This is a genomic window from Natrinema sp. CBA1119 (genome assembly GCF_002572525.1).
Lineage (GTDB): Archaea > Halobacteriota > Halobacteria > Halobacteriales > Natrialbaceae > Natrinema.
The window spans coordinates 1,053,633-1,074,761 of the sequence record NZ_PDBS01000001.1; the positions used below are offsets into that span (position 1 = coordinate 1,053,633).

A 21,129-nucleotide genomic window follows, 5' to 3' on the forward strand; every position below is an offset into this window, starting at 1 on the left:
CAAAAAACGGATCGTCCCCGCTGGTCTCAGGAGGGTTACTTGATCTTCTCGCCGACCGCGGCGTCGCCGTGGGTGGTCAGCAGGTCCGCCTCCTCGCCGGCCGCGAGGATCATGCCGTTGGATTCGACGCCGAACAGTTCGGCCTTTTCCATATTCGCGAGTAGTACGCACTTCGTCCCCGGCAACTCCTCGAGGTCGTGAAGTTGCTTGATCCCCGCGACGATCTGTCGCGTCTCGAAGCCGATGTCGACCTCGAGGCGCGCGAGGTCGTCCGCGCCCTCGATCCCCTCGGCCGTTTCGATCCGACCGACGCGGATGTCGAGCTCCTGAAAGTCGTCGAAGCCGATCCGCTCGTCGGCCAGCGCCTCGAGGTCGTCGAGGTCGTCGGTGTCCGTCATACCGCCTGATTCGTCCCCTGCCGTGTCGTCGCTTTCGGTTTCGGCTGCGTCGTCCGTCTCGTCGTCGCCGTCCGTGGCCGCGTCGACGCGATCCTCGAGTTTTTCGGTCAGTTCCGCGACGCGGTCGTCCTCGATCTTCTCGAAGAGTTCGCCCGGTTCGTCGAAGCTCCGCGGCGGGGCCTCGAGCGCGTCCTCGAGGTGGGCGTCGGCAACGTCGCCGTCCTCGCCGATCTGCGCCCAGAGGTCCTGGGATTTGTCGGGGGTGATCGGCTCGAGGAGGACGCCGACGGCCTTGGCGAGCTGGACGCAGTCGCGGATGACCTGTGCAGCTTTTTCGGGCTCTTCATCGGTGAGCTTCCAGGGCTCGTTGCGCTGGATGTACTCGTTGCCGAACTGGGCGAGTTGCGTCGCGGCCTGACCGACCCCGCGCATGGAGTAGTCGTTGACGCTCTCGCGCACGTCGCCGATGGCTCCCTCGATACGCTCGCGGACTTCCTCGGAGACGTCGGCGTCCGGCGTGCCCTCGTAGTTGCGGTAGGCAAAGAGCAGCGAGCGGTACCAGAAGTTGCCGACGGTACCCACTAACTCGCCGTTGACTTTCTCCTGGAAGGCGTCCCAGGAGAAGTCGACGTCCTGCTGGAGGCCGCCGGTCGTCGTCAGGTAGTAGCGCAGCAGGTCGGGATGGAACCCCTCCTCGAGGTACTCCTTCGCCCAGATCGCTCGATTTCGGCTCGTCGAGAGCCCCTTCCCGTTGATCGTAATGAAGCCGGTCGCGGCGATCCCGCGGGGCTTGTTGTAGCCCGCGCCCTCGAGCATCGCCGGCCAGAAGATCGCGTGGTGCTGGATGATGTCCCGGCCGATGACGTGCATGATCTCACCGTCTCCCTTCCAGACCTGTTCCCAGTCGTACTCGTCCGTGCCGACGCGTTCGGAGTACTGCTTCGTGCTCGAGATGTACTCGATCGGGGCGTCGACCCAAACGTAGAGGACGAGGTCGTCACCGTCGTCTCCGGCGGCTTCGTCGTCAGGATAGTCGATCCCCCAATCCATGTCCCGCGTGATACACCAGTCTTGGAGGCCGTCTTCGATCCACTGCCGCGGCTGGTTGCGCGCGTTCGAGGTCCCCTCGAGCCCGTCCAAAAATTCGGTGAGGAAATCGGTGAACTCGGAGACCTCGAAGAACTTGTGGCTCCGCTCGCGATACTCTGCGGGGTTGCCCGTGATCGTGCTCGTCGGGTCTTCGACTTCGCCCGGCTCGAGGTGGCGCTGACAGCCCTCGTCGCACTCGTCGCCGCGGGCTTTCGCGCCGCAGTAGGGACAGGTGCCCTCGACGTAGCGGTCGGGGAGGTACTGGTCGGCCTCGGGGTCGTAGGCGACCTGAATCTCCTTCTCGTAGATGTAGCCCTCGTCGTCCAGCGTGCGGACGATCTCCTGCGTGAGTTCGGTGTTCGTCTCGTCGTGGGTGTGGCCGTAGTTGTCGAAGTCGACGTTGAACTTCGGGAACGTCTCCTCGTACTGGCGGTGCCACTCCAGCGCGAAGTCTTCTGGGTCGACGCCCTGCTGTTCAGCGTTGACCGCGACCGGCGTCCCGTGCATGTCCGATCCGCAGACGTAGATGGAGTCCTGGCCCAGCGTCTCGAGCGCGCGATTGAACGCGTCCGCGCCGATGTACCCCCGAAGGTGACCGATGTGCAGGTCGCCGTTGGCGTAGGGCAACCCGCAGGTCACGACGGCGGGTTCGTCCGTCGGAAACTCGTCGTGGCTCATGGTCGTCACGTTGCGCTGCCGGGCGTAAAACCCGCCGGTTTCGATCGCTCGATCCGCCGACCGCTGTCACGCGTTCGCGACCGTTCGGCCCCCGCCTCGAGCGAGAACGGTGGAGGTGTGTCGAGTACGACCGCGAAAAGCGATAGACGCGAAACGATGACGGCGGCACGAGGGGCGTGATACGGCCGTCGAAACGAACGCGATACTACGCTACCGGGAACCACCGTCGGGCGACGGCGAGAGATGGCTACTGAGTGGGAGAGTTCGCCGGGCGGAGCGTGAGAGACGCTCCGTTAGTAACGGTGATCAGATAGTCACTGAACGTGAACGTTACTGTGATCGGATCGGTGCTCGACGTGGAGGGCTGCGAATCGAACAGCGCCGTCAGTGCCTCCGGGTCGATCGCCTCGTACAACGGCGTCAGCGAACAGGGATCGCACCCCTCGGCCGAACTCACCGCGAGAACGATCGCAGTACACATGGATTCGTCCTCTCCGATTTCATATTCCACAGCGGATGTTAGGGTTCTATCAACGTAAAGATACGACCTGTGAGGTATCGAGTGAACGTTCGGTCCGATCGTCAGTACGGCTACGTGAGACGATCGAAATCACGTAGGTTCGTGGGTTTCGTCGGTTTCCGCCGTGACGTTCTCCTTCAATTCGTACGTGAAAACCCGCTCGGCGAAGGTCGCGAAGCCGTGGTCGACACCGTCGGTCCACACCGCCGTTTCGTTCGGTACACCCGGCAGTTCCTCCTCGTGGAGGGCGCTCACGAGCACTGGCCCCCGGTCGACGAGGAGAAGCCGGCTGAGGCGCGGAGAGCCGGACATGGCGGTAAACCACTCGATCAGGTCGGTGGTGAAGACTGTCGCGTCGATCGCCATGCCCTCGACGTGATCGCGGGTCGATTCGGAGACGGTTCCGACGTGAACGGAGATGTCGTCGTCACTGACGTCCACCAAGGCGTCGGCGGTGGCCTCGTCCAGCATGTCTTCCTCCAACACCAGCAACACGACCTCGTCGCTCGCATCGGTGATGAGGTCGACGATTCGCCCGGTGACTTGCTCGTGGGTATTGAGCGCCCACACCCCCTGCTGGGCTTCCTTGTACGCCGGTTCCAGTTGCTCGAGCGTCCGTTCCGCCGTGTCGAAGTACGATTCGTACTCCTTGCGGAGAATCTGGATCGCGGTGTCGGTCGACACGCTCTGATACATCCGCGGCTCCGTCTCGTGGATCTCGATCAGCCCCTTCTTCCGAAGCCGATCCATCGTCTCGTACACCCGCGACCGCGGGATATCCGCCACTTGACCGATTTCCTTGGCCGTCCCGTGCGGGAGTTGTGCGAGCGCGACGAAACACCGCGCTTCGTACTCGGTCAACCCGAGTTCCTCCAATGCCGCTATCGCTTCCTGAGCCTCTCCCATATCGAGGGTAGGGTCCGCAGCGGGTAGTCTCTTTGGCGTGTTCTTCCCGGAGGAACACTGTGGCCGGTGTTCCTCTCGAACTGTCGGTCGACTTAAACGGATCCGCGGGGTACTGCGGGACAGTCGATCAGCGACCGTTCCCGTCACCTCACAGGGACGGGCACTGTGACTCACACTCATCAACGACCATGGAATACGAAACACATCCTCCCGTGACCGACGAACAGACCATCGATACGCTCTTCGCGCTCCTTCGCAACCGATACCGCCGCGACGTCGTCGATATCCTCTCCGAGCGGGAGTCGTCGATGCCGCTACACGACCTCGCCGCGGTGGTCGCAACAGCCGAAACGGGGCCGGAATCGGACCGCGCGTCGACGGAACGAACGCACGAAGTCGCCGCCACGTTGCATCACAGCCACTTGCCGAAGTTGGACGACGCCGACATCGTCGACTACGATACCGAGACGCATTCTGTGACGCCCGTTCGAGCGACGGCGCTCGCCGCGCTCATGCGCTCCGTCGAGAACGGTCGGTAAGCAGAGACAGCAAGAGCAAGGACGGCGATTCAATCGTCGCTCACGACGGGAACGCTCGCGCGAACCTCGAGCCGGTCCAAGTCCCCGATAAAGGAAGCCAGCATCTCGCGGGTGACGTGGGGCATGCAGACGACCCGCAACTCGCCCGTTGCGGTCCGCGAAATCCGCCAGCCCTTGGCCCGCAGCGCGTTGAACGTCGACCGCGGCACGTCGGCCGCGACCAGCGGGAGCGTGGGATCGGCGACCTGATAGCCCCGCTTCTCGAGGGCGTCAGCGAGCCACTCGGCGTTGTTCTGCGAGCGGACGTACTGGCGGCGGTAGCCGCCGGGCCACAGCTCTTCCATCGCGGCGACGGCGCTGGCGACGCCCGCGCCCGAACGGGTGCCGGTCAGCGTCGCCTGGGAGGTCGACTCGAGGTAGGGCGTGTCGACGGCGAGTTCGTCGAGCAGGTCGGGAGTGCGGACGAGCAGTCCCCCCGCGGGAACCGCGGCCTGTCCCATCTTGTGGGGATCGATTGTCATCGTGTCGACCGCGGCGTGGTCGAAGTGCCAGTCGTAGTCGGTAAACGGCAGGACGAAGCCGCCCCAGGCGGCGTCGACGTGGAGCAGGGCGTCGACCGAGCTCGCGATTTCGCCCAGTTCCGGGATGGGGTCGACGCGGCCGTACTCGGTCGTCCCCGCGACGCCGACCACCAGCGCCGTGTCGTCGTCAACGCTGGCGCGGACGGCCTCGAGATCCGCGCGATGGCGGTCATCCGTCGGCACGATGCGCAGTTCGACGCCGAGCAGGTCGGCGGCCTTCTGGAAACTGAAGTGACCCGACTCGGGCATGACCACGTTCGGCGAGCGGCTCCCGGCCCGCTCGCGGGCGATCCGGACCGCCTGAATGTTCGCCTCCGTGCCGCCGCTGGTGACGTAGCCCGCGGGGTCGTCCAACCCCGCGACCTCGCTCAGGAGGGCGATAGCGTCGTCCTCGAGCGCCGATACGTTCGGATAGGTGCCGGGATCGCCGGGGTTCGTCGCGAGAAACCGCTCGGCCGCGTCGCGCGCCGCAGGATGGGGTTCCGTACACATCGACGAGAGAACCCGATCGAACGCTTGCGGCTCGATTTGCATATCACGTCTGTGAACGGTCGTGCGTTTATTTGTTACGTTTGTCACCGTTTCTCGACGGGGATCGTTCGGGTCGAAACGTGACGGACGCGTGCCGCCGAAAGCGTGCCTTCAAGTCCGCCGCCGCGCAACGCCAACCCATGAACCCAGGCGACCGCGTCCGCGTCGACCGCGCGGATCGCACGTACGAAGGCGTGTTGCTCCCCTCGAGCACGGACGAGCAGCTCGTGGTGAAACTCGAGGGCGGCTACAACGTCGGCGTCGATCGCGAGGCTGCCGACGTGTCGGTCCTCGCGGAGGACGTCTACGAGATCGACGGCACGGACTCGACGGGGGTCGACGATACCGAGAGCGAAGGCGAGGAAGCAGGCTCCGAGATCGAGTTCGACGACGACCTGCCGACGATTTCGCTGCTCTCGACCGGCGGGACGATCGCCTCGACGATCGACTACCGGACGGGCGCGGTGACGGCGCAGTTCGACGCCGAAGACGTCCTGCGGGCCGTTCCCGATCTCGCGGGCCGCGCGAACTACCGCGGGCGGGTCGTCGCCAACATCCTGTCGGAGAACATGGAACCGCCGATCTGGCGGGACCTCGCCGAGGCGGTCCACGAGGAGATCGCGGCCGGTGCCGACGGCGTCGTCGTCATGCACGGCACCGACACGATGCAGTACTCCGCGTCGGTCCTCTCGTTCATGCTCGAGACGCCGGTGCCGATCGTCTTCACCGGCTCCCAGCGCTCGGCCGACCGGCCGTCCTCGGACAACGTCATGAACGCCGTCTCGGCCGTCGAGGCCGCCAAGAGCGACTGCGCGGAGGTCATGGTCTGTATGCACGCCTCCGAATCTGACGACGTCTGTGCGCTCCATCGGGGCACCCGCGTGCGGAAGAACCACACCTCGCGCCGGGACGCGTTCGAAACCGTCGGCGCGAAGCCGCTGGGTGAGGTTAACTACGAAGCGAGCGGGGACGAGACGGTCTCGTTCCGCCGCGACTATCGGGAGCGCGGCGCGGTCGATCTCTCGATCGAACCCGATCTCGAGGACGACATCGAACTGATCAAGTTCACGCCCGGGATGGATCCCGCGTTCCTCGACGTGGTCGAGGGCTCGGAAGGGCTGGTCATCGAAGGGACCGGACTCGGCCACGTCCACACCGATCTGATCCCCCGCATCGAGGAACTGATCGAAAACGGGACGACGGTCGTCATGACCAGTCAATGTCTCGAGGGGCGGGTCTGCGACCGGGTCTACGACACGGGTCGGGACCTGCTCGAGGCCGGCGTGGTCGAGGCCGGCGATACGCTCCCGGGGACGGCGAAAGTCAAGTTGATGTGGGCGCTCGCGAATTCGGACGACGTCGAGGAAGCGATGGGGACCTCGCTGGCCGGCGAGATTCAGGAACGGTCGGTTCCCTGGGAGTAGATCGGACTTTCTGAGCGCCGACAACCGCGAATGAAGTAGTGAATTCTCGTGAAAATAGGTGTAACAGAGCGTCCTGCTACCGTGGCAACAGGGAATCACCACACCCTCCCCAGCCGATTCACTCACTCCCCACGGTCGTTCGCTCATCCCTCGCACGGCATTGTCCCGCTGTTCGCCGATTGCGAACCGCGGTACAGCGTGCGCCACCGCACGTCGGATGGCCAGTCTGAGTGAGACAGAGATCGATGCCGGAATACAGTACGAGAAGCCCCGGTGATCTATCACGAGGGTGGCTGGCATTGCCCACGGCTTCCGGGAACGGCAAGGTTCTTGGTACAGGTCTTGAATATCCGAGTACAAACAGCCATGTCGTCCTCCGCCGCGGCAATGCCGACCGCGATCGCCCTTGCGGTGGTCAAGACGCTCGTCCTCATCGTCGGCGGTGTCATCACCTTCTTCGCCTACAAGGCCTATCGGCGGACCCGTCAACCCGCGCTCGGCTATCTCTCGCTCGGCTTCGGACTCGTCACCCTCGGGCTGGTGCTCGCCGGCATGCTCTATGAACTGCTCGCCGTCCCGTTGATGACCGGCATCCTGCTCGAGAGCCTGCTGGTCCTCGCCGGCTTTCTCGTGATCGCGCGTTCGTTGTACGTCACCTGACGAACCAAACTAGTTTGGCGCCACTTCTATCGGTGATCGACCGGTACGTTACCGTACGGCAGGGAGACGGGGCACTGAACCATGGAGTTCCGTCTCCGCTGCCGTCGTACCCCCTTCCTCTCCGGTGTCAATCACGGGCCAGCCGTCGCAACCACCGGCGGACGTACTGACGGACAGCCGTCAGTATAAGTGGCCTCCACAACGAGTGGTGGCCATGAGCGGCGATCCCGACCACGTGAGTCCCACCGGCGGCCGTGATTCGAGCCGACTCCGTCGAATAGTTCTCGCGAGTGATCGACAATGAGCGACGCCGACGAACCGGCGCTGGCCGTCGGTGCGGACGCGCTCACCGACCGTGGCGCGGGGCTCGAGGTGGCGGTCGTCGGCGCGGGAGCCATCGGTGCGACCGCGGCCTACGATCTGGCGTGCGAGGGCGCGGCCGTGACGCTCTACGATCGCGGCGGCGTCGCCAGCGAAGCGACCGGTCGGGCCGCAGGAATCTGCTACGACGCCTTCGCGGACGGGCTCGACGCCGAGATCGCCGGCGACGCGATCGAGCGGTTCCGCGCGTTCTCGAGCGACGATACGTTCTCGTTCGTCGAGTGCCCCTACGTCTGGCTCGCCCGCGAGGGCGATGGTCAACGTGCCGATGCGATCCGCGACCAGGTTCGGCGGATGCAGGACAACGACATCGTCGCCCTCGAGATGGGCGGCGACGCGCTGGCAGAACGATTTCCCGCCCTTCGGACGGACGACGTCGACGTCGCGGGGATCGCCGGCGGGGCGGGCTACGTCGATCCAACCGCGTACACCGCCTGCCTCGCGGCCGCGGCCACCGGTGCCGGCGCGACCCTCGAGACCGAGACGGCGGTCGACGTCCGAACCGATCCCGCGCGAGTCGTTCGTCCCGATGGCGAGGTCCACGAGGTCGACGCGGTGCTCGTCGCCGCCGGCGCGCGTACCAAGGGACTGCTCGCAGATGCGGGTATCCCCCTCGCAGTCAAGCCGTACCGCGTGCAGGCGCTGGTCGCGACCGCCGACCTCGCGGAACCGATGTGTTACGACGCGACCGGCGGCTTCTACCTGCGACCCCACTCGGCCGGCCTCCTCGCGGGCGACGGGACCGAAGACCGCGAGGCCGATCCCGACGCGTACGAGCGCGAGGCCGATTCCACGTTCACAGACGATCTCCTCGAGCGGGTCAGCCATCGCGTGCCGGGCATCGCGGACGGCGATCACGGACTCGAGCGAGCGTGGGCCGGCCTCTGTACGGCGACGCCCGACCGGGATCCGCTCGTCGGACGCGTCCGCGACGGGCTGTACGTCGCGACCGGATTCCAGGGCCACGGCTTCATGCGTGCGCCGGCGATCGGAGAGCGGCTCGCGGCAGAAATACTCGGCGGAGACGGAACCGACGCCTTCGATCCGACGCGGTTCCGGGGCGACGAGGCGTTCGATGTCGTTGAAGGGATGGCGCTCGACCCGAACTGAGACGGTCCGCTGTCACTGTGTCCCGGCGTGCCCACATGGCGGGTCGCAGATGTGCCGAAACTGACCGACAGTAGTCGTCCGAAGTCGCCCGAGTCAGTCGTCGATGACGACCGGTTCGGTGTCGGATTCCGAATCGGACGCGTCGGTTGCGTCGATTTTCGTATCCGATTCGGCCTCGGACGCGTCGCTGACCGCGGCGTCCTTCGGAATTTCGACCCTCAGCGTTCCGGTTTCGGAGAGTCGCGCCGTTCCGGCATCCGGATCGACGACCGCGTCGGTCGGTAACTCGGCGTCTGCGGACAGCGACATTCCGCGGCCGGGAAACCGCATCTCGTACCCCTCGTGGAACTGTCGGAACCGGTCGATCCGGATCTTAACGTTTCCCTCGAGATAGCGGACCTGCACGTCGTCCGGTTCGGCGCCGGGCGCATCGAAGACGACGCGGTAGGAGGCGTCGTTCTCGAGGACATCAACGGGTAGCGATCGATGGTTCTGGACGCGACCGTTTGCGCGCCCGACCTGCCGGTACAGCGCGCTACCGACCGATTTTCCGAGGTCTTTGAGGGTCACGGGGCGTCACCCCGGGTGGTGCGTGGGACGCGGGCGGCGGTCGCAGGGACCTGGAGAAAGGGTGTGCAGTACATGGGAGACATGACCGTACGAACGGGTACGATAGCCGGGTTGATATTCCTTTTGCTCGGAACAAAAGAAACGTCTGACGAGCGGAGCACTCCGCTCAGAGTTCCACCCGCTCGAGGCAGTCGGTTCCGCCACAGACCGGACACGAGAGCTCCGAGACGCCGAAGTCGTCGGGCACGTCGTAGGTGTAGTGATTCTCGAAGATGTCGAGAAAGCAATCATCCGCGGTACAGACGATCTCCTCAGTGGGTGGCATGTGCGATAGTAGCATCACGACGACCATCAACGTCGGGGTTGCGGCACTCGAGTGCCGACCCGTGACCGTCCCGTCTTCCAGCCGATGTCACTGTGCCTCCGACGCGCAGCCGAGATCGTGCGAGGTGCGAGTGAGCGAGCGTGACGCAGCGCTTTGTACCGCGGAACGGCGAACGGCCGAAGGCCGTGAGCCGAGCGAGCGAATGAGGCGGCTGGGGTGTGCGAGGCACGAATGGAGTAAGCGCCTCGAAAGATGCGAACGGGAGAACGGAGTGACCCGTGAGCGGCGAGGCATCGGGCGGGACGGAAAGGGGCGGCTCGCTGGGCGCACACACCCGCCGGCCCGGAGCGTTCGTGTAGTCATCGTTTTACCCCTCGAGTCGCTATCGGGAGCCATGACAGACCCCGAGACGCTGGCGGTGACGATCGTCGACGGCTACGTCGACGAGCCCGCGCACTTCGGGGTGCCGCCGTACATCTCGACGTATCCCCGGTACGCGGCGGGCGCGCTCGTCGACGCGGGCGTCCCGCGCGAGCAGATCACGTACCACACGATCGATCGACTCCGCGACGAGCCCGACTACTGGCGCGACGTCGACGAGGCCGATCTCCTGCTCTACCTCGGCGGGATGACCGTCCCCGGGAAGTACGTCGGCGGCACGCCGGCCGAACCCGACGAAGTCCGAAAGCTCGCCTGGACGACCGACGGCACGAGCCTCATGGGCGGCCCCGTCAAGTTCGGCGTCGGCGACGAGAACGCCGGCGCAACCGAGACCGAACGCCGGGATCTCGACTTCGATTTCGTCGCCAAAGGCGACGTCGAGGCCGCCGTCTACGACCTCGTCGAGAGCGGTCTCGAGGGGTTCAACAACCGAATGCGCGACGTCGACGAGGTATCGCGATGGGCGCAAGAGGGAGCCTTCGTCGTCGAACAGCACCCCAATCATCCCCAGCATCTCATCTGCGAACTCGAGACCTCCCGCGGCTGTGCCTACCGGTGTTCGTTCTGTACGGAACCGCTCTACGGTAACCCGTCCTTCCGGTCGCCGCCGTCGGTCGTCGGCGAGGTCGACGCGCTCTCGGATTACGGCGTGAAACACTTCCGGCTCGGCCGGCAGGCTGACATCCTCGCCTACGGCGGCGACGGCGAAGCCCCAAATCCCGACGCCCTGCGCCAGCTCTACAGCGGGATCCGCGAGGTCGCTCCCGACCTCGAGACGCTCCACCTCGACAACATGAATCCGATCACGATCGTCGAGTGGCCCGAACAGAGCCGGGAGGGGATCCGGATCATCGCCGAGCACAACACGCCCGGCGACACGGCCGCGTTCGGCCTCGAGTCGGCCGACCCAGTCGTCCAGGAGGCGAACAACCTCAACGTCACCGCCGAGGAGTGTTTCGAAGCGGTCAGGATCGTCAACGAGGAAGCGGGCTGGCGACCCGGGGGAGATCGTGACGCCGCGCCCACCTTTGGCGACGACGCGCCGCGCCGACTGCCCAAGCTCCTCCCAGGAATCAACCTCCTGCACGGCCTCAAGGGCGAGCGCGAGGAGACCTACGAGCGCAATCGCGCGTTCCTCCAGCGGGTGTACGACGAGGGCTACATGCTCCGGCGGATCAACATCCGGCAGGTGATGGCCTTCGACGGCACCGACATGAGCGAGACGGGCGCCGAGATCGCAAACGAGCACAAGCAGCTGTTCAAACGCTACAAGAAGCGGGTCCGCGAGGAGATCGACAACCCGATGCTGGAGCGCGTCGTGCCCCCGGGAACCGTCCTCCCGGACGTCCACCTCGAGTATCACCAGGACGGCAAGACCTTCGGCCGCCAGCTCGGCACCTACCCCCTGCTGGTCGGGATCCCGGGCGAGCGCGAACTCGAGCGGACCATCGACGTCGCGGTCGTCGATCACGGCTACCGCTCGGTGACCGGCGTTCCCTACCCGCTGGATCTCAACGGGGCCTCGATGGACGAACTCGCCGCCATCCCCGGTATCGGCGACCGCACCGCGGGCGATATCGTCGTCAATCGACCCTACGAATCCGTCGCCGACGCCGCCCTCGGGACCGAGTTCGACCTGACGCAGTTCATGACGACGCGGCCGCTCGAGCGCGCGGACTGAGTTTGACTTCAGTCGAATTCGTCCCGAAACGGGCGCTTTGCCCGTCAATCGACGGCTCGGTGTCGGTAGTTCTATTATGGATGGGGATCAGAAGTGAAACAGAGGGGTCTCCCTGTGGAAATATCTGAAAAACTGCTGTGTCTGTTCAGTACGGACGTTTCGGAAGAGGAGGATCGATACGTCATTGAGGTGCCGCGCCAGGAGATCGAGACCGGCGATATCGACCCCGGCGAGGTCTACCGCGTCGCGCTCATCTCGCGGGAGGGCGAGGCGAGTACCGACGAAGGGACGACGACCGCGACGGCCCAGAGCGCGCCGTCGGAGCCGCAGCCGCCGGTCGACGTCGGTGAAACGCGCTACGTCGAGATCGAAGACATCGGCAAGCAAGGCGACGGCATCGCCCGCGTCGAACGCGGCTACGTCATCATCGTTCCCGGCGCCGACGTCGGCGAACGCGTCAAGATCGAAGTCACCGAGGTCAAGTCGAACTTCGCCGTCGGCGAGATCATCGAAGATACGTTCTAAGACCCACCTTTTTTGTCGGGGACATCGGCCGGCGTCGAAGACGCCGGCCTCAATCCCCGACAAAAATCTGGACCAAAAAACGCCGAGCGCTCGCTCCGCTCACGGGTCGTTCCTCCCCGTTCGCTTTTCCGAGGGCTTCGCTTCGCTCAGCCCTCGCACCGCTCGCGCTCGGTGAAACGGCGCGCTTCGCGCGCCGTACAGTGACTCTACCGCCATTCGCTCCGCTATCCGTTTCTGTGTGGTTCGTTACTCGAGTCGCAACGGTTTGGAACCGTCTTCTGAAAGGTAGATATCGACCGAACTGCCGGCGTACGCCTTATTTCTCGAGCGGCGTCCCGTCCGCCCGTTTCGCGCCTTCGGAGTCGTGGACGACGATCTCGCCGGGGTCCCGATCGACGGGCTCGTAGTTGTCTCGAACGGCGATAGCTTCTTCGAGTTCCCGAACGGCGCGTTCCTTGAGCGCTCGAGCGAGGTCTTCGGCGTCATTTCGAGAGATGTCCCGGCCGAGTCCCTCGCACTCGTGGGCGCGGACCATTCCCGCTTCGTCGACCGCCTCGCCCATCGGCTGGCTGGTTCCCGCGAGCGCGACGCTGAACGGGTAGGTTTGACAGATGAGCGGGCGGTCGTCGTGGGCGGCGCAGGCTCCTATTCCCGAATCGTCCTCTTCGTAGAACGTACAGTCGCCACAGTTGTCGGTCTGCAGCGCCCACTCGAAGGTCTCACCCTCGAGGTCGCCGTCCTCAGTCTCCGAGAGACCGTAGGGCATCGGCCGGGCGATATCGCGCCAGTCGTAGTCACCCTCGTAGCTGTCGCTCTCCTCGAGATTGCGAACTTCGTCAGGAAACACCGTCGCGGTGTGGTCGTCCTCGGCGTCGGCCTTGCAGCAGGCACCACAGCGGGTACACTCGAAGCCGATCGACTCGATCGCGTCCGCGAGGTCGTCGACCGCGAGTCGGCGGGCGTCGTCGAGTTCGGCCTCGAGCGATTGCACACCTGAGCGGAGGGCGTCAACGCGGAAAAGTCAGTCGTCCTCGGCGTCGGTCGCGATCGCCCGCTCGCCGTCCCACGCTACGCTGTCCTCCACGGCGAGTTTCTCGAGGTGGGCGACGACCGTCGCCCGCGCGAGGTCTCGCACGCCGGAGAGGTCCTTCTCGTAGGCCGACTCGAGGATCTCCTCGAGGGACTGGGAACCCGACGTGACAGCCTCGAGCACCCGCTGCTCGCGCTCGGCCCGGTGAGAGAGCAGGCGCTCGAGGGTCTTCCGGGGCGCGTCGATTTCGGGGCCGTGACCGGGATAGAGAATCGGCGGGTCCATCGCCCAGAGGCGACGCAGCGTCGTCACGTACGCGCGCATGTCGCCCTCCGGCGCGCCGACGACGACGCTCCCCTCGCGGACGGCGCAGTCGCCACAGATGATCGGCCCGCCGCGGCCGGCCTCGAGCGCGACGTGATCGGGCGCGTGTCCCGGCGCGTCGAGGACGCGGACGCGATCGTCGCCGAGCGGGATCGCCGTCCCGGGCGTGAACGTGCGGTCGGGATCGATCCCCGTCGCGTCGCGAAAGCGGTCCGGCCGGCCGTATCGAGCCCAGACCGTCGCGCCGGTTTCGGCCGCGTACGTGTCGACGGCACCGACGTGGTCGGGATGGGTGTGAGTGACGAGGAGGTGTTCGACGGATCGCTCGCGAACCGCTCGATCGAGGGCGTCGGTTCGAGCCGCGGGGTCGACGAGGACCGACGGCTCGCGGCCTGGCTCGCCGTCCGACGACGGTTCTGCCGCCTCGAGTAGATACGCGTTGGTGTCGCCGGACGGCGCGCGCGTCGCGACCGGGACGGACCACCGAGTGACGTGCATGTCGGAACAGTGTGACCGGGCGAAAAAAGACGTATCGACGGCGACCGGCGTCGGTCCCATCCCATTCCCGAGCAGCGGAGACGAGGCCGGCGAGACGGTCAGTTCTTGAGGAAGTACACCTGCTTGCGCGCGTCGCGGAAACTGTACCGCGAGCCGACGAGGCCGACGTCCTCGAGTCGGTTGAGCGCGTAGCGAACGGTGCGGTCGGGGAGCAGCGATTCCTCGGCGAGTTGGCCCTGGGAAAGCGGCGAGTCGGCCTCCAGCACTTTCGCGACGAGCTTCGCGCTCGGCGGCAGGTCGCGGAGTCGGTCGCGGTATTCGTCCTCTGACAGGGTTTCCTCGGCTGCGGCGCCACGGTCCTCGGCTGTACTCGTGCTCATACCTACTGCAGCGAAACCGTCGATGGTAAAGCTTCCCTATATGTGGATACGAATAATACAGTTTGTATAAGGCATATGAATGAGATATTAACACAGATATATGATTGCCCGTTTTCGGCATCGATCACCGCACTGGACGGCGAAAAGCGGGTTTCATGTCGACAGCAATTCGTCAACGGACTCCAGTATCGTTTTATCCCATCGCGACAGTAGATTCGCTCAGTGTGAAAGGACAGGAGTGGTACCAGGCCGACGACATCGCCGAGGAATACGACGACAAGCGATTCTCCCGGGGCGGTCAGCTGATTGACCGGCGGGAGAAAGCGGCCGTCCTCGAGTCCATCATGCCCGTCGAGGACAAGAAGGTCCTCGAGATCGCCTGTGGTACCGGGCGGTTTACGGTCATGTTGGCCCATCAGGGAGCCGACGTGGTGGGACTGGACATCTCGGCGGCGATGTTACAGCAGGGACGACGGAAGGCCCGGAACGCGGACATCGCGGGCACGCTCGAGTTCCTCCGGGGTGACGCGGGACGGCTCCCCTTCCCGGACGATCACTTCGATACCGTCATCGCGATGCGGTTTTTCCACCTTGCGGACGATCCGGAGGCGTTCCTGGCGGAGATGCGACGCGTCTCCCGCGATCAGATCGTCTTCGACACGTTCAACCGATTTTCGTCGCGGAGCATCTACAACTGGGCGCTCCCGATGGGGTCGCGACTCTACTCGAAGAGCGAGGTCGCGGTTCTGCTCGCGAAGACGGATCTGACGCTCGTCGACGTCGAGGACGACTTCCTCCTCCCCTACGGGCTATACCGATCGATTCCCAACGGCCTCGCGTCGCCGCTGCGCGCGCTCGACAACGCCGTCGGAGAACTACCGATCACCGACCACTTCGCGTCGGTGTCGTACTGGAACGCACGCGTTCGCTGACCGAGCGAACTGAATCCCATCTATTTACTATCAGGAGCCCCTATCGGGGGGTATGGAGCTCTCGGTAGTCGTCTCGACGCTGAACGACCGGGAGCGATTGCTGTCGTGTCTCGACGCCCTCACGGAGCGAACGCCGTCGTCGACGGAGGTTATCGTCGTAAACGGCCCATCCTCTGACGGGACGACCGGCGTCGTCCGCGACCGCGACGACATCGACGTCCTCGTCGAAATCTCCGAGCGGAACTCGAGCGTCTCCCGAAACGCCGGCCTCGAGCTCGCGACGGGCGAGGTCGTCGCCTTCCTCGACGGCGAGTACGCGATCGATCACAGCTGGTATCCGGCCATCGACGAGGCGATGGCCGGCGCGACGGACGTCGTCACCGGCCCCGTGACGGGCGGTCCCGCGAGCGGAGACCGGCAGTCATCCCAGCAGGTCGCCGGTCGAACGGTGACCCACGTTCACGGCGGCAACGTCGCCTTCGAACGGTCCGTCCTCGAGGCCCTGAACGGCTTCGACGAGTACCTCGAGGAAGCAAGCGAGCGCGATTGCGCACACCGTCTGGCCGGCCTCGAGTACGAGGTGTCGTGGGACGCGGCCATGGCCGCCCGCCGCGAGATTGGGACCGACGGCGGCGAGCCGATCGACATGGGGCGGTCCGCGTCGGAACTCCGTTCCGACGGCGGCCGGGCCGATCCGGACTGGGGAGCGACCTACCGGTCGCTGTCCTACCGATTGGCGAAGAACTACGGACTGCGACCGAGCGTCCTCGCCCGGACCGTCGGCAGCGCGCTGGGGGAGGCTGCCGCCGGCGTCCGTCGGCTGGCAGCGGGTGAGGCGACGCCGACGGGATGGGTATCCGACGGCACGGCCGTCGTCACGAACGTCACGCGCGGCCTGTGGGACGGCGTTCGAGCACGGTACGGGGATCGCTCGAGCCGGCGCAACCCCAACGGGATCGCCGAGCGCCACGACCGAGCGGTCCGGGTCTACGACTGGCGTTGATCGGCGACGTGGCCGATACGGAGATGGTGCGTCTCGACCGCGAGTCAGTACTCGTCGGTGTCGGAGTCGTAGAGAGCGGTCGAGAGGTAGCGTTCGCCGGTGTCGGGAAGCACGACGACAACCAGTTCGTCCGGGTGGTCGCTCGCGTATTCAGCGGCGGCCGCGAGCGCTGCACCCGAAGAGATACCGACCAGCAGTCCGTCCGTCCGGCCCAGTTTCCGGGCCGCGGCTTTTGCGTCGGCCGCCTCGACGGCGCGGACCTCGTCGATGAGGTCAGTCCGGAGGATATCCGGGACGAAGCCGGGGCCGATTCCCTGGATCTCGTGACCCTCGGTACTGCATTCCGAGAGGGTCGGTGACGCGGCGGGTTCGACCGCGACCGACGTGACCTCGTGTTTTCCCTGCGCTTCTTTCAGGAACTCCGAGACGCCGGTGATTGTGCCGCCGGTCCCGACGCCCGCGACGACCGCGTCGACCGCGCCGTCGGTCGCGTCCCAGATCTCCGGTCCCGTCGTCTCCCGGTGGGCCGTGGGGTTGGCCTCGTTCTCGAACTGCCTCGCCATGACGGCGTCCTCGCGGGTCGCGACGATCGACTCGGCGCGCTCGTTGGCGCCCGTCATCCCGTCCTCGGCGGGCGTGAGTTCCAGGTCGGCCCCCAGTGCCCCCAAGAGTTGCCGGCGCTCGGTCGACATCGAGGCCGGCATCGTCAGCACGCAGTCGTACCCCCGCGCGGCAGAGACCGCAGCCAGCCCGATCCCCGTGTTGCCGCTGGTAGACTCCACGACGGTGCCGCCTGGCTCGAGCGCGCCCGCTCGCTCGGCGGCATCGAGGATCGCTCGAGCGATCCGATCCTTGACCGAGTAGGGGTTGGCCGCCTCGAGCTTCCCGACGCAGTTGTCGGCGACGCTCTCCAGTCGCAACAGCGGTGTCTCGCCGATCAGGTCGGCGACGGTCGCAACGGCATCGATGTCGGCTGTGGGTTCGGCGGTTCCGTCCATTGGTTCAGTCGACCGGGGCCACCCCACTGCCAGTTTCCCCGAACGTCTTCGGGTCTCGGCGGAGACGCTCGAGGCTCAAAGGACCGTTTGAGCTTGGGGAGGGTTTATTCCCGTCTGCGGCGGTCGATCACCTATGGACCGACGACAGTTCCTCGCGGCCTCGAGTATCGGGCTGACGACAGCGGTGGCGGGCTGTGCGGGAAGCCCGCTCAGTAGCGGCGACGCCGGAACGGAACCGGACGACGAACCCGGATCGAATTCGGATACCGCTCCCGAATCTGAATCAAGCGCGACCGACGCGGACGGCGAAATTTCGGTCAGCGCCAGCGGGGAGGTCGAAGCGGAGCCGGACCGGGCGATCGTCAGCCTCGGCGTCGAGGCGTCCGGCGAGAGCGCCGAGGCCGTCACCGACGCGCTCTCGAGCGGTGCCAAAGCGCTTCGTGCAGCATTCGACGACCTCGAGATTCCCGAGGAGAACGTCGAAGAGGGACAGTACCGCGTCTACCCGGCACGTGGACGGAACGCCGACGGGTTCGAGGGAAGACACTCGTTCCGGGTAGCCGTCGCCGAGGTCGACCGCGTCGGCGAGGTCATCGACGGTGCGGTCGAGGCCGGTGCAGACGACGTAGGTCACGTGAGCTTTACGTTGACGGAGGAGACGCGGTCCGAACTTCGGAAGGACGCTATCGACGCGGCGCTTTCGAACGCCGACGAGGAGGCGGGGCACGTCGCCGACAACCGCGGCGTCGAACTCGAGGGGACGACGGCCGTCACGACCGGCGACGTGCAGGTGAATTCGGTTCGCCGCGAAACCGCAGCCACGGACGACGCGGCCAGCGGCGGGGCACCGCCGACGGAGATAGACGCGGAACCGGTCAGCGTCAGCGCCAGCGTGACGGTCACATACGCGTTCGCGGCGTGACCGGTGAGGCACGACACCGGTTTTGAGCGGCGCTTTCGTGTCACAGCAGCGATTTTTTGGCCCGCCTAAAACCGAACGCTTTTTACAATTGTTAGGTCTCCCTAAACCACATGGAATCGACGCAGCAGTTCGATCGAAGTCGACGAGCGTTCGTGGCGGGGGGGATCGCAGCCGGGAGCGCAGCGCTGGCCGGCTGTCTCGGCGGGGACGGCAACTCGGAGGACGGAACCGGCTCGTACACGGTGTCGATGGCACCGATGGGCGAGATCGAGTTCGACGCCGTCCCCGAGGACGCGATGGTCACCTTCGCACACTACGCCGACATGGCGGTCGCGCTCAGCCACGGTGACGCCGTGAACTCGCTGCACGCTCCGGAGATGTCGGGATCGACGATGAACAAGTTCTACGAGCGACTCGAGGGGGTCTCCTTCGACTGGGAGGGCCTGGAGAACCCGCTCGAGGACGGCGTGACGGAGGAGGAACTCTACGACTACGATAGCGACGTTCACTTCCTCGATCCGTCGTACGTGCTGACGACCCAGGACGATTGGGACGAATCGACCGTCGAGGAGATCGCCGACACGATCGGCCCGTGGGTCGGCAGCTATCACAGCGGCGTTCACAGCGACCCGGCTCCGGCCTACGACGACAGCTACGAGTACTACACCCTCTGGGAGCTCTTCGAGAAGATCGCGGCCGTCTTTCAAGAACGGGAGCGGTACGAGGCGCTCAAGGGCGTTTACGAGGACACGATGTCGGAGATCGAGTCGAACCTACCGGCCGAGAGCGAGCGGCCGACGGTCGCACGCGCGACGCTGGGCGACGGCGTGTTCTACACGTACAATCTCAACACGCCCGGCTTCTGGCAGGCAGAGACGCGACCGCTCGGTGCTCGCGACGCGCTCGCCGACGTGGAGTGGTCGGGCGACTGGGGGACCGTCAACTACGAGACGATGCTCGACGCGGATCCGGACGTCATCCTTCACCTCTGGGGAATCACGCCGACGTACGCCATCGACGAGGTCCGCGAGGAGATGGAATCGCACTCCGCCGGCAGCGAGTTGACGGCAGTACAAAACGATCGGGTCCTCGCCAGCGGCATGCGGTATCAGGGCCCCATTATGAACCTCTTCCAGCTCGAGATGACCGCCAAGCAGCTCTATCCCGAAGAGTTCGGCGAATGGCCCGGCTACGAATCGGGCGACTCGTACCCGGAAATTCCGGCGGACGAGCAACTGTTCGATCGCGACCGGGTCGCGAACATCGTCACTACCGGAAGCGACGACGAGGAGTGAGGACCGAGACAAGGGAGGTCAATAGGGTGTAACGGGCAGCAGCGAACGCTGAGAGGACGGGGTACGACGCTGATGTCACCGTCGTCGGGGCCGGCCCCCACGCGGTCCCGCGGGCTTCCCGTCGGCGTCGTCACCGCTCGAGCGTCGAGTTTCTCCGTCCTGCGAACGGCTATCCGGCCGCGGTCGACGGCCGACGCTGGTCGGTGGCAGTAGAAAGCAGTGTCACGGAACGAGCGGCCGTCAGTCAGTCAGTCGTCGGCCGGCACCGCTTGCGTCTCCGCTCGCCCGGAAGCCATGGCGAGCACGTCGTCGAAGAAGTCGAGGGTGTCTTCGGGGCCGGGATTCGCTTCGGGGTGGTACTGGCGGGTGATGACATCGTACTCGATGCCGTCGATCCCCTCGGGCGTGTCGTCGTTGACGTTGATCTGCGTGATCTCGAGGTGCTCGCCGGGTTCGGCGACTGTGTAGCCGTGGTTCTGGGTCGTCATGACGACCTTGTCGGACTCGAGGTCGAGGACGGGCTGGTTGACGCCGCGGTGGCCGAAGGTCATCTTCTCGGTGGAGCCGCCAAGCGCCTCGGCGACGATCTGCTGGCCGAGACAGATGCCGGCGACGGGCGTGTCCTCGACGAATGCCTCGACGAGCGTGATCGCCTGCCCGAAGTTGACCGGGTCGCCGGGGCCGTTCGAGATGAAGAGGAGATCGGGGTCGACAGCCTCGACGTCGGCAACGCTCGCGTCGTAGGGAAGGACGTGGACCGTCGCGTCACGCTCGAGCAGCGAACTGATGATCGAGCCCTTCGCGCCGCAGTCGATCAGGGCGACCGTCTCGCCGTCGTTGTCTTCCCCGTGGACGACCGGTTCGTCGACGCTGACCTGTGCGCCGATATCGGTGTGGTCGCTCATGGCCTTGCACTGCTCGAGTTGCTCGAGGGCGTCTTCCTCGGTGACGTCCTCGCCGACGGCGATGCCACACTTCATCGCGCCGCCGTCGCGGATGTCGGTGACGACCTCTCGGGTGTCGAGGTGGTCGACGGCTGGGACGCCCTCGCTCTCGAGCCACTCGACGACATCCTCGGTGAACTCCTTTGCGAGCGCGGCGCGCGGGTGGACGCGGTCGGACTCGAAGCGCTCCTCTCGGACGCCGTAGTTGCCGATCAGCGGGTAGGAAAACGTGAGGATCTGCTCCTCGTAGGAGGGGTCGGTCAGACTCTCCTCGTAGCCTGTATACGCTGTGGTGAATACGATTTCGCCGCGAGCCGTTCCTGACGCGCGACCACGACCCTCGAGTACGTGGCCGCCTTCCAGTGCGACGTAGGCTTCCGTCATTACGATCTACGTATCGGATGGACCATCATAAGTGTTGTCTTCGAAGCTCAGTTACGATTT

At 65.5% G+C, this 21,129-nt stretch carries 21 protein-coding genes; 10 read left to right on the forward strand and 11 right to left on the reverse strand.

From position 1 onward, the window contains the following. Nucleotides 1-35: 35 nt before the first annotated feature. The 3 genes from metG to CP556_RS05205 form a co-directional block, all read right to left on the reverse strand. Nucleotides 36-2,165: a methionine--tRNA ligase gene (gene metG / locus CP556_RS05195; protein ID WP_098727291.1), complete on the reverse strand. Its 2,130-nt coding sequence runs from the start codon at nucleotides 2,163-2,165 to the stop codon at nucleotides 36-38. Nucleotides 2,166-2,412: 247 nt separating this feature from the next. Then, on the reverse strand, nucleotides 2,413-2,646 hold the full coding sequence (locus CP556_RS05200) for a HalOD1 output domain-containing protein (RefSeq protein ID WP_218011953.1): 234 nt from the start codon (nucleotides 2,644-2,646) through the stop codon (nucleotides 2,413-2,415). 129 nt (nucleotides 2,647-2,775) lie between these two features. After that, nucleotides 2,776-3,591, reverse strand: a complete 816-nt coding sequence (locus CP556_RS05205; RefSeq protein ID WP_176548127.1) for a TrmB family transcriptional regulator — start codon at nucleotides 3,589-3,591, stop codon at nucleotides 2,776-2,778. A 212-nt stretch (nucleotides 3,592-3,803) separates the two neighbouring features. Here CP556_RS05205 and CP556_RS05210 point away from each other — a divergent pair, with 212 nt between their 5' ends. Next, nucleotides 3,804-4,130 (forward strand): DUF7344 domain-containing protein, encoded by a 327-nt coding sequence (locus tag CP556_RS05210; RefSeq protein ID WP_141551631.1) that lies wholly within the window; start codon nucleotides 3,804-3,806, stop codon nucleotides 4,128-4,130. Between the two features lie 29 nt (nucleotides 4,131-4,159). Here the strand turns inward: CP556_RS05210 and mfnA are convergent, their stop codons facing one another. Then, nucleotides 4,160-5,290, reverse strand: a complete 1,131-nt coding sequence (gene mfnA, locus CP556_RS05215) for a tyrosine decarboxylase MfnA (RefSeq protein ID WP_098724653.1) — start codon at nucleotides 5,288-5,290, stop codon at nucleotides 4,160-4,162. Nucleotides 5,291-5,382: 92 nt separating this feature from the next. On the opposite strand from mfnA, the gene gatD reads away from it, so the two are divergent. From gatD to CP556_RS05230, 3 genes are all read left to right on the forward strand, one after another. After that, nucleotides 5,383-6,666: a Glu-tRNA(Gln) amidotransferase subunit GatD gene (gatD, locus tag CP556_RS05220; RefSeq protein WP_098724654.1), complete on the forward strand. Its 1,284-nt coding sequence runs from the start codon at nucleotides 5,383-5,385 to the stop codon at nucleotides 6,664-6,666. A 366-nt stretch (nucleotides 6,667-7,032) separates the two neighbouring features. Then, nucleotides 7,033-7,326, forward strand: coding sequence for a DUF7521 family protein (locus CP556_RS05225; RefSeq protein ID WP_098724655.1), 294 nt, complete (start codon nucleotides 7,033-7,035; stop codon nucleotides 7,324-7,326). A 300-nt stretch (nucleotides 7,327-7,626) separates the two neighbouring features. Further along, the gene (locus tag CP556_RS05230) at nucleotides 7,627-8,817 is read left to right on the forward strand and encodes an NAD(P)/FAD-dependent oxidoreductase (RefSeq protein WP_098724656.1); all 1,191 of its coding nucleotides are present in this window, start codon (nucleotides 7,627-7,629) and stop codon (nucleotides 8,815-8,817) included. A 93-nt stretch (nucleotides 8,818-8,910) separates the two neighbouring features. Here CP556_RS05230 and CP556_RS05235 read toward each other — a convergent pair whose 3' ends face one another. Both CP556_RS05235 and CP556_RS25830 read right to left on the reverse strand, forming a co-directional pair. Further along, nucleotides 8,911-9,387, reverse strand: a complete 477-nt coding sequence (locus CP556_RS05235; protein WP_098724657.1) for an Hsp20/alpha crystallin family protein — start codon at nucleotides 9,385-9,387, stop codon at nucleotides 8,911-8,913. A 166-nt stretch (nucleotides 9,388-9,553) separates the two neighbouring features. Beyond that, nucleotides 9,554-9,712 (reverse strand): DUF7559 family protein, encoded by a 159-nt coding sequence (locus tag CP556_RS25830; protein WP_176548128.1) that lies wholly within the window; start codon nucleotides 9,710-9,712, stop codon nucleotides 9,554-9,556. A gap of 394 nt (nucleotides 9,713-10,106) precedes the next feature. Here CP556_RS25830 and CP556_RS05245 point away from each other — a divergent pair, with 394 nt between their 5' ends. After that, nucleotides 10,107-11,834, forward strand: coding sequence for a radical SAM protein (locus CP556_RS05245; protein WP_098724659.1), 1,728 nt, complete (start codon nucleotides 10,107-10,109; stop codon nucleotides 11,832-11,834). Nucleotides 11,835-11,948: 114 nt separating this feature from the next. Beyond that, nucleotides 11,949-12,359, forward strand: a complete 411-nt coding sequence (locus CP556_RS05250) for a TRAM domain-containing protein (RefSeq protein ID WP_098724660.1) — start codon at nucleotides 11,949-11,951, stop codon at nucleotides 12,357-12,359. A 316-nt stretch (nucleotides 12,360-12,675) separates the two neighbouring features. Here the strand turns inward: CP556_RS05250 and CP556_RS05255 are convergent, their stop codons facing one another. The 3 genes from CP556_RS05255 to CP556_RS05265 form a co-directional block, all read right to left on the reverse strand. Continuing rightward, nucleotides 12,676-13,350 (reverse strand): YkgJ family cysteine cluster protein, encoded by a 675-nt coding sequence (locus CP556_RS05255; protein WP_098724661.1) that lies wholly within the window; start codon nucleotides 13,348-13,350, stop codon nucleotides 12,676-12,678. A gap of 30 nt (nucleotides 13,351-13,380) precedes the next feature. Next, nucleotides 13,381-14,211 (reverse strand): MBL fold metallo-hydrolase, encoded by an 831-nt coding sequence (locus CP556_RS05260; RefSeq protein ID WP_098724662.1) that lies wholly within the window; start codon nucleotides 14,209-14,211, stop codon nucleotides 13,381-13,383. A 98-nt stretch (nucleotides 14,212-14,309) separates the two neighbouring features. After that, nucleotides 14,310-14,591 (reverse strand): MarR family transcriptional regulator, encoded by a 282-nt coding sequence (locus CP556_RS05265; protein WP_098724663.1) that lies wholly within the window; start codon nucleotides 14,589-14,591, stop codon nucleotides 14,310-14,312. A gap of 224 nt (nucleotides 14,592-14,815) precedes the next feature. Between CP556_RS05265 and CP556_RS05270 the strand changes: the two genes are divergently transcribed. Both CP556_RS05270 and CP556_RS05275 read left to right on the forward strand, forming a co-directional pair. Beyond that, the gene (locus CP556_RS05270) at nucleotides 14,816-15,523 is read left to right on the forward strand and encodes a class I SAM-dependent methyltransferase (RefSeq protein WP_098724664.1); all 708 of its coding nucleotides are present in this window, start codon (nucleotides 14,816-14,818) and stop codon (nucleotides 15,521-15,523) included. Between the two features lie 52 nt (nucleotides 15,524-15,575). After that, entirely contained in the window at nucleotides 15,576-16,526 is a 951-nt protein-coding gene (locus tag CP556_RS05275) for a glycosyltransferase family 2 protein (protein WP_098724665.1), read from the forward strand. Nucleotides 16,527-16,570: 44 nt separating this feature from the next. Here CP556_RS05275 and cysK read toward each other — a convergent pair whose 3' ends face one another. Next, nucleotides 16,571-17,524: a cysteine synthase A gene (gene cysK / locus CP556_RS05280; protein ID WP_098724666.1), complete on the reverse strand. Its 954-nt coding sequence runs from the start codon at nucleotides 17,522-17,524 to the stop codon at nucleotides 16,571-16,573. 133 nt (nucleotides 17,525-17,657) lie between these two features. Here cysK and CP556_RS05285 point away from each other — a divergent pair, with 133 nt between their 5' ends. Both CP556_RS05285 and CP556_RS05290 read left to right on the forward strand, forming a co-directional pair. Further along, nucleotides 17,658-18,446, forward strand: a complete 789-nt coding sequence (locus tag CP556_RS05285) for an SIMPL domain-containing protein (protein ID WP_098724667.1) — start codon at nucleotides 17,658-17,660, stop codon at nucleotides 18,444-18,446. 110 nt (nucleotides 18,447-18,556) lie between these two features. Beyond that, the gene (locus CP556_RS05290; RefSeq protein WP_098724668.1) at nucleotides 18,557-19,741 is read left to right on the forward strand and encodes an ABC transporter substrate-binding protein; all 1,185 of its coding nucleotides are present in this window, start codon (nucleotides 18,557-18,559) and stop codon (nucleotides 19,739-19,741) included. A gap of 248 nt (nucleotides 19,742-19,989) precedes the next feature. On the opposite strand, the gene carA is transcribed toward CP556_RS05290, so the two are convergent. Further along, the gene (gene carA / locus CP556_RS05295) at nucleotides 19,990-21,069 is read right to left on the reverse strand and encodes a glutamine-hydrolyzing carbamoyl-phosphate synthase small subunit (RefSeq protein ID WP_098724669.1); all 1,080 of its coding nucleotides are present in this window, start codon (nucleotides 21,067-21,069) and stop codon (nucleotides 19,990-19,992) included. Nucleotides 21,070-21,129: the final 60 nt, after the last annotated feature.

Excerpts from the sequence above, each read along its gene's own strand:
- metG (WP_098727291.1), bottom strand. The coding sequence starts at position 2,165 with ATGAGCCACGACGAGTTTCCGACGGACGAACCCGCCGTCGTGACCTGC.
- CP556_RS05200 (WP_218011953.1), bottom strand. The coding sequence starts at position 2,646 with ATGTGTACTGCGATCGTTCTCGCGGTGAGTTCGGCCGAGGGGTGCGAT.
- CP556_RS05205 (WP_176548127.1), bottom strand. The coding sequence starts at position 3,591 with ATGGGAGAGGCTCAGGAAGCGATAGCGGCATTGGAGGAACTCGGGTTG.
- gatD (WP_098724654.1), top strand. The coding sequence starts at position 5,383 with ATGAACCCAGGCGACCGCGTCCGCGTCGACCGCGCGGATCGCACGTAC.
- CP556_RS05225 (WP_098724655.1), top strand. The coding sequence starts at position 7,033 with ATGTCGTCCTCCGCCGCGGCAATGCCGACCGCGATCGCCCTTGCGGTG.
- CP556_RS05230 (WP_098724656.1), top strand. The coding sequence starts at position 7,627 with ATGAGCGACGCCGACGAACCGGCGCTGGCCGTCGGTGCGGACGCGCTC.
- CP556_RS25830 (WP_176548128.1), bottom strand. The coding sequence starts at position 9,712 with ATGCCACCCACTGAGGAGATCGTCTGTACCGCGGATGATTGCTTTCTC.
- CP556_RS05245 (WP_098724659.1), top strand. The coding sequence starts at position 10,107 with ATGACAGACCCCGAGACGCTGGCGGTGACGATCGTCGACGGCTACGTC.
- CP556_RS05260 (WP_098724662.1), bottom strand. The coding sequence starts at position 14,211 with ATGCACGTCACTCGGTGGTCCGTCCCGGTCGCGACGCGCGCGCCGTCC.
- CP556_RS05265 (WP_098724663.1), bottom strand. The coding sequence starts at position 14,591 with ATGAGCACGAGTACAGCCGAGGACCGTGGCGCCGCAGCCGAGGAAACC.
- CP556_RS05275 (WP_098724665.1), top strand. The coding sequence starts at position 15,576 with ATGGAGCTCTCGGTAGTCGTCTCGACGCTGAACGACCGGGAGCGATTG.
- cysK (WP_098724666.1), bottom strand. The coding sequence starts at position 17,524 with ATGGACGGAACCGCCGAACCCACAGCCGACATCGATGCCGTTGCGACC.
- CP556_RS05285 (WP_098724667.1), top strand. The coding sequence starts at position 17,658 with ATGGACCGACGACAGTTCCTCGCGGCCTCGAGTATCGGGCTGACGACA.
- CP556_RS05290 (WP_098724668.1), top strand. The coding sequence starts at position 18,557 with ATGGAATCGACGCAGCAGTTCGATCGAAGTCGACGAGCGTTCGTGGCG.
- carA (WP_098724669.1), bottom strand. The coding sequence starts at position 21,069 with ATGACGGAAGCCTACGTCGCACTGGAAGGCGGCCACGTACTCGAGGGT.